This is a genomic window from Streptomyces sp. NPDC002324, assembly GCF_053593335.1.
This window is the reverse complement of sequence record NZ_JBSFCF010000001.1, coordinates 384,696-396,792: the sequence shown is the minus strand read 5'-3', so window position 1 is coordinate 396,792 and position 12,097 is coordinate 384,696. Positions and strand designations below refer to the sequence as shown.

Genomic DNA, 12,097 nt, shown 5'->3' with positions numbered 1-12,097 from the left:
GGCCATGGTGGCGAAGAAGACCGCCGTACAGCAGCCGGCGTCCGGTGGATCCACGGTGGCCTCCGGCGGCGGAGGCGAGGGTGCGAAGGCCGCGGCGGTGAAGGCGGCCGGCGGGAAGACGGTGGCGAAGAAGGCGGTGGCGAAGAAGACCGCGGCCGAAGGGACGGTCGCCGCGAGGACGGCCGTGAAGAAGACCGCGGCCAGGAAGGCGACGGCGACCGAGAAGGCGACGGCGACCGAGAAGGCGACGGCGACCGAGAAGGCGACGGCGACCGAGACGGCGGTGGCGGCCGAGGAGGCCGCGGCGGCCGGGAAGGCCGACGCGCGCAAGCCCGCCGCGAGGAAGAGCGCGGGCAGGAAGAGCACGGCGAAGAGCGTGGCGAAGAGCCCCTCTGCGAAGAAGAGCACGGTCAAGAAGGCGGACGCGGCCCAGGCCGCCGAGACGACGGGAGCCACGACGGTGGTTGCGAAGAACACTCCTGGTACGGCTACGGCGGCGAAGCGGAAGCCCTCCGCCGTCCCCAAGGCGCGGCCCGCCGCGGTGGAGCCCGGCGAGCTGGCCGTACGGCCCGGCGAGGACCCCTGGAGCCCGGACGAGGTCACCGAGGCCCGCACGGAGCTGCAGTCCGAGGCCGTGCGGCTGAGGGCCGAGCTGGAGGCCTCCGAGCGGTCGCTCACGGGCCTGATGCGGGACTCGGGGGACGGCGCCGGCGACGACCAGGCCGACACCGGGGCGAAGAACATCACGCGCGAGCACGAGCTGTCGCTCGCCCACAACGCGCGCGAGATGCTCGACCAGACCGAGCGCGCCCTGGACCGGCTGGCCTCGGGCACGTACGGCCTCTGCGAGAACTGCGGCAATCCGATCGGAAAGGCACGGATGCAGGCGTTTCCCCGGGCCACTCTCTGTGTGGAGTGCAAGCAGAAGCAGGAACGCCGCTAGTGATCGCGGCCTGAGCCCCTGGTCCGTGAGGGTCGTGTCGTACCTTTGTCCTCAGTCAGGAACCTAGGTTGAGGGACTCACGTGGCAGAGGCGGAGCGCATCATCGGTACGCCGGACATCCCAGACGCGGCGGGGACCGACCCGGAGCAGTCCGACGGCGGGAACGGTGCCGTGGCGGAGCAGGCCGACGCGCCCGCGCGCCCGCGCGGCAAGCGCCGCATCGCCGTGCTGTTCGGGGTCGCCGCGCTGGCGTACGCGCTCGACCTGGTCAGCAAGATGATTGTGGTCGCCAAGCTGGAGCACCACGAACCGATCGAGATCATCGGGGACTGGCTGAAGTTCGAGGCGATCCGCAACGCGGGTGCGGCCTTCGGCTTCGGCGAGGCCTTCACGATCATCTTCACGGTGATCGCGACGATCGTGATCGTGGTCATCGCCCGGCTCGCCCGCAAGCTCTACAGCCTGCCCTGGGCGATCGCGCTCGGCCTGCTGCTCGGGGGCGCGCTGGGCAACCTCACGGACCGGATCTTCCGTGCGCCGGGAGTCTTCGAGGGCGCGGTCGTCGACTTCATCGCGCCCAAGGGCTTCGCGGTCTTCAATCTCGCCGACTCGGCCATCGTGTGCGGCGGCATCCTGATCGTGCTGCTGTCGTTCCGGGGGCTCGACCCGGACGGGACCGTCCACAAGGGCTGAGAGCGGGGCCGCCGCGTCGAGGAGGTTGTCCACAGGCACGGTCGGGCGGCTCTCACCCGTCCGGCATACTCGACGGGTGAGCACGATTCCCGAGATCCGTACCCTGCCCGTGCCCGACGGCCTGGAGGGCGAGCGTGTCGACGCCGCCATCTCCCGCATGTTCGGCTTCTCCCGTACCAAGGCGGCCGAGCTCGCCGCCGCGGGGAAGGTCACGGTCGACGGGTCGGTGGTCGGCAAGTCGGAGCGGGTGCACGGCGGGGCCTGGATGGAGGTCGAGATGCCGCAGGCGCCCGCGCCGGTGCAGATCGTCGCCGAGCCGGTCGAGGGCATGGAGATCGTGCACGACGACGATGACGTGCTGGTGATCGTCAAGCCGGTCGGCGTGGCCGCGCACCCCAGCCCCGGCTGGTCCGGGCCGACCGTCATCGGCGGGCTCGCCGCCGCCGGGTACCGGATCTCGACGTCGGGCGCCGCCGAGCGCCAGGGCATCGTGCACCGGCTCGACGTGGGCACCTCGGGACTGATGACGGTCGCCAAGTCGGAGCGGGCCTACACCTCACTGAAGCGCCAGTTCAAGGAGCGGACCGTCGACAAGCGGTACCACGCGCTGGTCCAGGGCCACCCCGACCCCACGAGCGGCACCATCGACGCGCCCATCGGACGGCACCCGAACCACGACTACAAATGGGCCGTCACCGCCGAGGGCAAGCCGTCGGTCACGCACTACGACCTGGTCGAGGCGTTCCGGGCCGCCTCGCTGCTCGACATCAAGCTGGAGACCGGGCGCACCCACCAGATCCGCGTCCACATGTCCGCCCACCGGCACCCCTGCGTCGGCGACCTGACGTACGGCGCCGACCCGACGCTCGCCAAGCGGCTCGGCATCACCCGCCAGTGGCTGCACGCCGTCCGGCTCGGCTTCGAGCACCCCGGGGACGGCAGCTGGGTCGAGTTCGAGAGCGACTACCCGGCCGATCTGCAGAAGGCCCTCGACAAGGTGCGCGAGGAGACGTACGCGTGAGTCCCGTGCCGGTGTCCTACGAGGTGCGCGTCGCCGACGGTCCCGCCGACCGCGAGGCGTGCTTCGCGGTGCGCAAGGAGGTCTTCGTCGTCGAGCAGGGCGTGCCGCAGGACCTTGAGTACGACGCGTACGACGCCGGGGCCGTGCACGTCCTCGCCGTCCGGGACGACGGGACGCCCCTCGGGGCCGGGCGGCTGCTGTACGGGGAGGCCGCCGCCGGCAAGACCGGTGGGGCTCCGGGCGTCGGCTCCCTGGGGCGGCTCGCGGTCGTGGGGGAGGCCCGCGGGCTGGGTGTCGGGGTCGCGCTGGTGCGGGCCGTCGAGGAGGCGGCGCGGGAGCGCGGGCTGACCGCGGTGGACCTGGGGGCGCAGACGCACGCGCTCGGGTTCTACGAACGGCTGGGGTACGTGGCGTACGGGCCGGAGTTCCTGGACGCGGGGATACCTCATCGGGCGATGCGGCGGTCGATTTAGCGTTCGACGGTGCGGGTGGGGCACTCTGAATACCGGCCGGTCGTGATCGTCTAGCACCAGCGGAGCGCCCCCATGGATCAGTTGGCCCTGTTCTTCGTGTTGCTGGTCGGGGCCGTGGTCAGTGTGCCGGTGGGGGAGCGGCTGAAACTGCCGGCGCCGGTACTGATGACGCTGCTGGGCATCGCCCTCGCCGTACCCGGCTTCGTGCCCAACGTGCAGATCCCGCCCGAGCTCATTCTGCCGCTGCTGTTGCCGCCGTTGCTCTACGCGGCGGTGCGGCGCACCTCCTGGCGGCAGTTCACGGCGAACCTGCGGCCGATCCTCCTGCTGGCCGTGGCGCTGGTGTTCGTCACCACCGCCGCCGTGGCCGCCGTGGCGCACGCGATCGTGCCCGGACTGCCGATCGCGGCGGCCCTCGCGCTCGGCGCTCTGGTCGCGCCGCCCGACCCGGTGGCGGCGACGGCCGTGGCGGGCCAACTCGGGCTGCCGCGCCGACTGGTGTCGATCCTGGAGGGCGAGGGTCTCTTCAACGACGTCACGGCCATCGTGCTCTACCACGTGGCCATCGCCGCGGCCGTCAGCGGATCCTTCTCCTGGCCCCGGGCCGCGCTCCAGCTCGTGCTGTCGGGGGTCGTCGCCGTCGTCGTGGGGATCGTGCTCGGCTGGGCCGCCAACAGGCTGATGGACTTCCTGGAGGACGCGACGCTGCAGATCGGGCTGACCCTGCTCGTGCCGTACGCGTCGTACGTGATGGCCGAGGAGTTGCACGGGTCCGGGGTGCTCGCGGTGCTGACGACCGCGTTGTTCCTCGCGGAGTACGCGCTCGGGGCGGACGACGTCCTGACACGGCTCGCCGGGCACACCGTCTGGGACGTCGTGGACACGCTCGTCACCGGCGTCGCCTTCGGGCTGATCGGGCTGGAGCTGCACAACGCGATCCGTACGGCGTCCGGGCGGTGGCAGGAGATGCTCGGCTGGGCGGCGGCCGTCGTGGTGGTCGTGGTGCTCGTACGTCTGGCATGGCTGCTGCCTGCCACCTGGCTGGCCCGGCGGCTGCACGCGAAGCGGGACTACGACGAGGAGATCCCGGTGTCGTGGCGCGAGACCGTGGTGATGTGGTGGTCGGGGATGCGGGGGGTGGCGTCCGTGGCGCTGGCGCTCGCGATTCCGCTGGAGACCGAGAGCGGGGCGCCGTTCCCCGACCGGGACGAGATCGTGTTCATCGCGTTCGGCGTGATCATGGCGACGCTGGTGCTTCAGGGGCTGACCCTGCCGCGGCTGGTGCGGTGGTTGGGGGTGCGGGCGGACGAGGGGGCCGAGAAGGAGTTCGAGAAGGCGTTGGCCGTGCGGGCGGCGAAGGCGGCGAAGCGGCGGCTGAAGGAGATCGAGGAGACGGAGGAGCTGCCGGAGGAGATGTCCGAGCGGCTGCTGCGGCGGGCCTTCGAGATCGGCGTGCGGATCAGTCCGGAGGTGGGGGAGGACGAGCGCCGGGAAGGACACGAGCAGCGGGTGCACAGGCTTCGCCGGATGCGGCGGATCCAGGGGGAGATGTTGAGCGCGGCTCGGCACGAGGTGCTGGCCGCGCGCAGTGAGCCGGGGGCGAATCCCGAGGTGGTGGACCGGGTGCTGCGGCATCTGGATGTGCGCAGTCTGCGGTGAGTCGGCGGGTGCGGGTGCGGGTGCGGGTGCGGGCTCAGGGGGCGTGAACGGCCGCTGAGCCCGCACCCGCGGTCTGTCAGCCTCGGCCCGTCGACCTCGGGGGCTCGTGGACTCGGCCGCGCGTGAGGCGGGGGACGCGGCCGTCGGCGTGGCCGCCCGGGTGGGCCGGGGAGAGGACCGCGTCGGCGGTGTTGACGCGGGGGAGGGCGTACGGGTGGGTCTCGGTGAGCCAGTGGATGAGCTGTTCGCGGACGGTGACGCGGACGGTCCACAGGTCGTCCGGGTCCTTGGCGGTGACGAGGGCGCGGACCTCCATGGTGGAGGGGGTCGTGTCGGTGACGGTCAGGTCGTAGTGACGGCCGTCCCACGCGGGGCAGGACCGCAGGATGTCGCGGAGCTTGTCGCGCATCGCGGGCAGCGGCGCGGCGTGGTCGACGTGGAGGAAGACCGTGCCGGTCATCTGGGCGCCGCCGCGGGACCAGTTCTCGAAGGGCTTCGAGGTGAAGTACGAGACCGGCATCGTGATGCGGCGCTCGTCCCACGTGCGGACCGTCAGGAAGGTGAGGGTGATCTCGTCGACCGTGCCCCACTCGTCCTCCACCACGACCACGTCACCGAGGCGGACCATGTCGCCGAAGGCGATCTGCAGCCCGGCGAAGAGGTTGCTCAGCGTGGACTGCGCGGCGATACCGGCGACGATGCCGAGCAGCCCGGCCGAGGCCAGCAGCGATGCGCCGGCCGCGCGCATCGCCGGGAAGGTCAGCAGCATCGCGGCCGCGGCGACCACACCGACGATCGCCGCGACCACCCGCATGATCAGCGTCACCTGGGTGCGCACCCGGCGTACCCGGGCGGCGTCGCGGTGGACACGGGCGTAACGGCTGTACGTCGTCTCCACTATCGCCGCCGCGATGCGGATCACCAGCCAGGCCGTCGAACCGATCAGCACCAGCGTCAGGGTGCGGCCGACGGCGGTCCGGTGCTGCTCCAGCAGTTGCGCCTCGTCGTACGTCGCTCTGAGGAAGGCCGCGCACAGGACCAGCTGGTAGGGGATGCGGCCGCGGCGCAGCAGGCCCCACAGAGGTGTCTCGTGGTGCCGCTGGTCCGCTTTGCGCAGCAGCAGGTCGGTCGTCCAGCCGATGAGCAGCGTGAGGACGACCGAACCGCCGACGACGATCAATGGGCGGAGTAGATTCTCCATGCCTTCGAACGTAACCGGCCGCGCGGGGTCATGAACATGTGACTTCCGACGCGCTCTGGGTACGGGCGCCGCGGCCCTACGGCGAATCGGTCGGCGAACCGGCCGGCGGGCTGCTCGGGGAACCGGTCGGCGGGCCGGCTGCCGGACCCGGCTGGCACGATGGCCTCATGAACATCGTGCTCTTCCACTCGACCTACGGTTTGCGGCCCGCGGTGCGCCACGCGGCGGACCGGCTGCGCGCCGCCGGACACGAGGTGTGGACCCCCGACCTCTTCGCCGGCCGGACGTTCGACACGGTCGAGGACGGCATGGCCTTCAACGAGGAGCTGGGCAGGGAGGAGCTTCTCAAGCGGGCGGTCCTGGCCGCCGCGCCGTACTCGGAGCGGGGCCTCGTCTACGCCGGGTTCTCCCTGGGCGCCGCGACCGCCCAGACGTTGGCCCTGGGCGACAAGAACGCGCGCGGGCTGCTGCTTCTGCACGGCACCTCGGACATCGCCGCCACCGCGTCCGTGGACGACCTGCCCGTCCAGCTGCACGTCGCCGAGCCCGACCCCTTCGAGCCGGACGACTGGCTGAGCGCCTGGTACCTCCAGATGCGCAGGGCCGGGGCCGACGTCGAGGTCTACAGATACGCCGGAGCCGGCCACCTCTACACCGACCCCGAGCTGCCGGACTACGACGAGGAGGCCGCCGAGGCCACCTGGCGGGTGGCGCTCGGCTTCCTCGAAACCCTCTAGTCCCGCCGCCGGTTCATCGCGGCCTACACGGGGTCGTACGTCCGCTCCACCTTCTGGGTTCCGCTCCGTGTCCGGTACGAGCGTGCCCAGGAGGACGTCGCGTCGGGCTTCGTACGGTCGGAGAGGACGTAGAAGTCCATCTGGGCCCGCGCGGCGGTGATGTCCAGGACGCCGTAGCCGTGGCGGTCGGTGTCGACCCAGTGCACATGCCGGTTGGCGGCGCGGATCAGCGGGGAGGCCAGCGCGGAGACGGTGCCCTCGGGGACCTTGACGAGGTCGTCAAGGTTGTCGGAGGTGACCGAGGTGACCACGAACTCGGTGGCGGCGGAGGCCGACAGCGGGTACGTCCCGGCGTTGACCGGTACGTCGTTGGCCCAGGCCATGTGGATGTCGCCGGTGAGGAAGACCGTGTTGCCGATCGCGTTCTGCCGCAGATGCGCGAGGAGTTCGCGGCGGTCGTCGGTGTAGCCGTCCCACTGGTCGGGGTTGAGGGCGAGGCCCTCCTTCGGCAGACCGAGCAGCTCCGCGAGGGGTTCGAAGAGGTCGGCCGTGAGGTTGCCGAGGGCGAACGGCGCCATCATCACCGAGTTGCCGACCAGCCGCCACGTCGTGTCGGACGACTTCAGCCCGGCCTTCAGCCAGTCGAGCTGGGCCCGGCCCGTCAGCGTACGGTCCGGGTCGTCGACCTCGCCGTCGCCCACGCCCACCTGCTGCGAGCGGAAGGAGCGCAGGTCCAGCAGCGAGAGGTCGACGAGCTTGCCGAAGCGCAGGCGGCGGTAGGTGGTGCCCGCGAGCGCCGGGCGCACCGGCATCCACTCGAAGTACGCCTGCTTGGCCGCCGCCTGACGTGCCGCCCAGGTGCCTTCCGCGCCCTCGGTGTGGTTCTCGGCGCCGCCCGACCACGCGTCGTTGGCGATCTCGTGGTCGTCCCAGACGGCCACGACCGGCGCGACCGCGTGCAGGGCCTGCAGATCCGGGTCGGTCTTGTAACGGGCGTGCCGGACGCGGTAGTCGGCGAGGGAGACGATCTCGTGGGTCGGCGCGTGCGGGCGTACGACCTTGCCGCGGGTGGCGTACTCGCCGGTGCCGTACTCGTAGATGTAGTCGCCGAGGTGCAGCCAGGCGTCCAGGTCGCCGCGCGCGGCCAGATGGCGGTAGGCGGAGAAGTGGCCGCCCTCCCAGTTGGCGCAGGAGACCACGCCGAAGCGCAGGTTGGCGGTGGCGGCGTCGGCGGCCGGGGCGGTGCGGGTGCGGGCGGCGGGTGAGTCGGTGCCGCCGGCCGAGAAGCGGAACCAGTAGTTCGTGGCGGGCACCAGGCCGCGGACGTCGGCCTTGACGGTGTGGTCGGAGGCGGCGGTCGCGGTCGTCGAGCCCTTGGCGACGATGTTCGTGAACGCCTTGTCCAGGGCGACGGTCCAGCCGACCTCGACGTCCGGGCCGAGACCGGAACCGGGTATCGCGGCGGCGACGGGTGTCACCCGGGTCCACAGCAGGACACCGTCGGGCAGCGGGTCGCCGGAGGCGACGCCGTGGAGGAAGGCGGGGGACTGCGCCGCGTGGGCCGGGATCACGGCGGCGAGCGGCGCGGCGAGAACGGCCCCGGCGGCGGCCGCCTTGACGACCGTGCGGCGACTCGGAGCGGCCGAACCCGGGGGCTGGGCGGGGGAGTCGGGGCGGGAGTGAGATCTGCGACTGGTCACGGCCGATGAGATTACTGATCAGTAGAGCCGGGGGTAAGACAGAAGCCCGAAATCCGCGCAGAGTTCAGACGGTTGTGCGCTGCGCGTGGGGTGGTGATCGCGTTCCGGCGCGGGCTGAGGAGTCGTCAGCGGCCGTGCCACGGCGGGCAGGCGCCGAGGAGCCGGCCCGCCGGTCACCGCTCGTCGGCGTATTTCCTGGCCAGGGCGATCAGGGCGGCGCGGTCGGGGCGGCCGGTGCGGTCACGGAGGCTGGCGAGGTGCTTCTCGACGGTGCGGGGGGAGAGGAACAGGTGCTCGGCGATCTCCTGGTTGCCCAGCCGGGCACCGAGCAGCCGCAGGACCTCGTACTCCCGTGCGGTCACCCCCGCGCGCCGCAGCTCTGCCGGGATGGTGTCGTGGCCCCGGCGGCGGCGGGGCACGGGGGAGCCCGCGTCGCGCAGCAGCGCCCGGCACGCGGCCGACACGCGGGTCGTGCCCCGCTCGTGGAAGAACTGCTCGGCGGCACGCAGCCATTCGACGGGCCAGCCCCAGCCGTCGGCGAGTGCGGCCTCGGCGCCCAGGCGCAGACAGAGATGCGCGGCCAGGGGGGTCCCGGCGGTCCCGGTCAGCGCCTCCTCCGCCGCCTTGGCGGCCTCGGCGGCGCGGCCCTCGCGGCCCAGCAGGACGGCTCGGGACCAGCCGGCGAAGGGGCGGTCCCACTGGACCTGGGCGAGCCGTTCGGTGCCGGGGCCGTCCAGTTCGCCCCAGTCGGCCGTGCCGCGCAGGGTGCGCAGGAGGAGGTAGGGGCCGAGGAAGCCGGTCACGCCACCGGTGCTGGGCAGTGCCCGCATGACCCCGTCCGCCTCCGTGAACTCGGCCAGCGCGCGGTCGGGTTCCTCCCGCAGCAGGGAGCAGATGCCCTGGGCCCAGCCCCACACGGAGGTGTCGGCGTAGCCCCACAGGGCCCCGGCGCTCCGCCCCGCGAGTGCGCGCTCCAGGGTGCGCAGGGTGGCGTCGAGCTTCTCCCGCTCCCCGAGCGAGGCGGCGATGATGCCGTCCACGCCGGTGCCGATCAGCTCCACCTCGCGCAGCCGCAGTCTGCGGGCCGTCGTCCGGAGCCGGCGCGCGGACTCCGTCGCCCGGTCGTGTTCGTCGCGCAGGATGTGGGCGAGGGTCAGATGCATGTCGGCCCAGGCCGTCAGGAGCACCGCGCCGGTGTCCTCGGCGGCCGCGCGGGCGGCCAGCAGCCGGTCCGTGCCGGTGAACCGGACGCGGTCGAGCACGCCCAGCTCCAGCAGGCCGCGGATCCGCCACACCGGCAGCGCGTGGGCCTCGGCGATGGCGACCAGCCGCGCGAACGCGTCCTCCGCCTCGGCGAGGTCCCGGGGCCGCAGGCAGTAGCCGAGCATGTTCAGCGCCTTGCACGCCACCTCCGGCAGCCCCACCTCCTCGGCGGTCGCGACGGCGCCCTCGGCGAGCGCGCGGGCGCCCTCCAGCCGGTCCGGGCGCTGCGAGTTGAGCACCAGGTGGGCGGCGACCGCGTCCAGGGCCGCGCGGGCCGCCGGGTCGGGCGTGTCGCCGAGCAGCTCCCTCGCCTGCCGTACGGCGGTCAGGCCGCCCTCCCACTGCTGGGCGGTCGCGGCGGCCCGCGCGCGGGTCAGAAAGCCCGCCGCCCGGCGCGTGGCCAGCGCGCCCGAGACCGTCAGGACCCGGTCCAGCCGGTCTCCCAGCTCGGGCACGCGCCGTACGTCTCCGGTGAGGACCAGCGTGTCGAGCAGCTCCTCCAGCAGCCGGGCCACGGCCTCGGGCGGCGCGTCCGGTGTGTCGGCGGTCAGTTCCAGACCCCGGTCGAGGAGTTCGACGGCGGTCAACAACGCACCCCGCGCGACCGCCTGCCGTCCGGCCCGGACGAGCAGCACGGCCGCCCGCGCCGACCGCCCTCCGGCCACGCACAGCTCCGCGGCGAGCCGGTACAGGTCGTCGTCGGCGTCTGCGCCCAGGGGCCGGCGGGGGTGGTCCGGCCCGGGGGAGAGGCCGACGCGGTGGCTCCCGCCGCCCTCGCCTCCGCCGCGCCCACCCCAGCTGCTCGGGCGTGTCGGATCGGTCCCGTCGGCGGTCGTCCCTTCGAGGCCCGCCTCGTCACGGTCCGCCCCGTCGATGCCTGCCCGGTCGAAGCCCGGCCCGCCGGCGCTCGCCTCCTGACGCCCCACCCCCTCCGCCGCCTCGATCGCGTCCGCCGCCGCCAGGCACAGGGCCGTGCGCTCCGGTGGGAGGAGGCGGCGGGTGATGGCGTCGGCGGTGAGGGCGTGGCGGAAGGTGTGCCAGCCGGGGTCCGACGCGGTGGTGGCGTCGGAGACCAGATGGGCGTGGGCCGCGTGGCGGAGCTGGGTGAGGGCGGTGGCGTGGTCCAGGCCCGCCGCGCGGGCGGCGATGTCCACGGGAAAGCGTCTGCCGAGGACCGCCGCCGCCTCCAGCAGGGCGATGCCGGCCGGTGGCAGCTGGTCCACACGCTGCAGGACGGCGGCGGCGACGGTGTCGGGCACGCCGGCGTCCAGCGAGCCGGTCACCGTCCAGCGGGAGCCCCCGTCCCGGACGAGACCGCCGCCGTCGACCATGGCCCGCAGCAGTTCCTCCACCACGAAGGGGACGCCCTCGGACACGGTGTGCAGCCGGTCCAGCACCGCTGCCGGTACGTCCTCGGCGGTGTCGTGGCCCAGACACCGGGCGGCCAGCTCGGCGGTGCCGGCCGGCCCGAGGCGGGCGAGGCGGACCGTGCGGGCCGTACGACGGGACGTGGCGCCCTCGGCGAGGGCGAGTGCCGGGCCGGGCTCGCCGCGCAGGGTGGCCAGCAGCACGGCACGCTGGCCGGAGAGGTTGTCCGTCAGATAGTCGACGATGGCGAGCGTGTCGGCGTCCGCGTCGTGCAGATCCTCCAGCACCAGGACACAGCCGCCCTCCCGGCCGAGGACGTGCAGGAGCCGGAGCACCGCCTCGGCGTACCCGACGAGCGGGGCGCCGTCCTGCGGTGCCAGCCCGCACAGCCGGGACAGCAGCGGTTCGTAGAGGCCCAGGTCCCCGCCCGAGGGCGCCCCCTCGCCCCGTAACCCCGAGAACACCGCCTCCGCCAGCGGACGCAGGGGTACGGCCCGCCCGGCGGACGCGGCGCGCCCGCGCAGGACCCGTGCCCCGGCACCGGCGGCGGCCGCCGCCGCGTCCTCGACGAGCCGGGACTTGCCGATACCGGGCTCGCCCAGCACGAACACCGACGAACCCCGCCCGTCCCGGGCCGCCCCGACGGCAGCCGTCAGCAGGTCCCGCTCCGCCTGTCTGCCGACCGGAGCGGGCGACGACAACGACGAGAAGGACGTGAGGGACGTGAGGGACGTGAGGGACGAGAACGCCGGAACCGACGAGAACGCCGAGGACCGCGTCGAGGAGAACGACGACGGCATCGAAGAGAACGACGACAACTGCAGGCCCCCTGCGCCCTGTCGGGATGGTCGTGGCAACCCTCGTACGCCCCCGTACGCAACCCCCGCCGGGCACCCCTCGAATGTGCCTTCGAGGCGCGTACAGGGTAGCCCCCACTTCCCCGGGGGTCGCACCACTACATGGGGGATCTTCCCCGATATCCGGGGGCCCGGAGTCCGGCAGGCTTCTGTTCGGCAGGGCAGGGGGACAGGGCATGACC

At 73.2% G+C, this 12,097-nt stretch carries 9 protein-coding genes; 6 read left to right on the top strand and 3 right to left on the bottom strand.

From position 1 onward, the window contains the following. Positions 1-4 precede the first annotated feature (4 nt). From ACWCRJ_RS01685 to ACWCRJ_RS01665, 5 genes are all read left to right on the top strand, one after another. Positions 5-943: a TraR/DksA C4-type zinc finger protein gene (locus ACWCRJ_RS01685; protein WP_450937372.1), complete on the top strand. Its 939-nt coding sequence runs from the start codon at positions 5-7 to the stop codon at positions 941-943. An 81-nt stretch (positions 944-1,024) separates the two neighbouring features. Next, entirely contained in the window at positions 1,025-1,636 is a 612-nt protein-coding gene (gene lspA, locus ACWCRJ_RS01680) for a signal peptidase II (protein WP_450937371.1), read from the top strand. Positions 1,637-1,712: 76 nt separating this feature from the next. Further along, entirely contained in the window at positions 1,713-2,657 is a 945-nt protein-coding gene (locus ACWCRJ_RS01675; RefSeq protein ID WP_450937370.1) for an RluA family pseudouridine synthase, read from the top strand. Continuing rightward, positions 2,654-3,130: a GNAT family N-acetyltransferase gene (locus tag ACWCRJ_RS01670; protein ID WP_450937369.1), complete on the top strand. Its 477-nt coding sequence runs from the start codon at positions 2,654-2,656 to the stop codon at positions 3,128-3,130. Before ACWCRJ_RS01675 ends, ACWCRJ_RS01670 begins: the two co-directional genes overlap by 4 nt. Before the next feature lie 72 nt (positions 3,131-3,202). Then, entirely contained in the window at positions 3,203-4,789 is a 1,587-nt protein-coding gene (locus tag ACWCRJ_RS01665) for a Na+/H+ antiporter (protein WP_450937368.1), read from the top strand. A 76-nt stretch (positions 4,790-4,865) separates the two neighbouring features. Here ACWCRJ_RS01665 and ACWCRJ_RS01660 read toward each other — a convergent pair whose 3' ends face one another. Beyond that, on the bottom strand, positions 4,866-5,990 hold the full coding sequence (locus ACWCRJ_RS01660) for a mechanosensitive ion channel family protein (protein ID WP_450937367.1): 1,125 nt from the start codon (positions 5,988-5,990) through the stop codon (positions 4,866-4,868). Between the two features lie 38 nt (positions 5,991-6,028). Here ACWCRJ_RS01660 and ACWCRJ_RS01655 point away from each other — a divergent pair, with 38 nt between their 5' ends. Continuing rightward, positions 6,029-6,727, top strand: a complete 699-nt coding sequence (locus tag ACWCRJ_RS01655; protein ID WP_450937366.1) for a dienelactone hydrolase family protein — start codon at positions 6,029-6,031, stop codon at positions 6,725-6,727. Positions 6,728-6,750: 23 nt separating this feature from the next. On the opposite strand, the gene ACWCRJ_RS01650 is transcribed toward ACWCRJ_RS01655, so the two are convergent. Both ACWCRJ_RS01650 and ACWCRJ_RS01645 read right to left on the bottom strand, forming a co-directional pair. Further along, complete coding sequence (locus ACWCRJ_RS01650) at positions 6,751-8,427, bottom strand: alkaline phosphatase D family protein (protein ID WP_450937365.1); 1,677 nt, start codon at positions 8,425-8,427, stop codon at positions 6,751-6,753. Between the two features lie 173 nt (positions 8,428-8,600). Beyond that, a complete protein-coding gene (locus ACWCRJ_RS01645; RefSeq protein WP_450937364.1) occupies positions 8,601-11,876 on the bottom strand; it encodes a helix-turn-helix transcriptional regulator in 3,276 nt (1,091 codons plus the stop codon). Between the last annotated feature and the right edge of the window lie 221 nt (positions 11,877-12,097).

Excerpts from the sequence above, each read along its gene's own strand:
- ACWCRJ_RS01660 (WP_450937367.1), bottom strand. The coding sequence starts at position 5,990 with ATGGAGAATCTACTCCGCCCATTGATCGTCGTCGGCGGTTCGGTCGTC.
- ACWCRJ_RS01665 (WP_450937368.1), top strand. The coding sequence starts at position 3,203 with ATGGATCAGTTGGCCCTGTTCTTCGTGTTGCTGGTCGGGGCCGTGGTC.
- ACWCRJ_RS01685 (WP_450937372.1), top strand. The coding sequence starts at position 5 with ATGGTGGCGAAGAAGACCGCCGTACAGCAGCCGGCGTCCGGTGGATCC.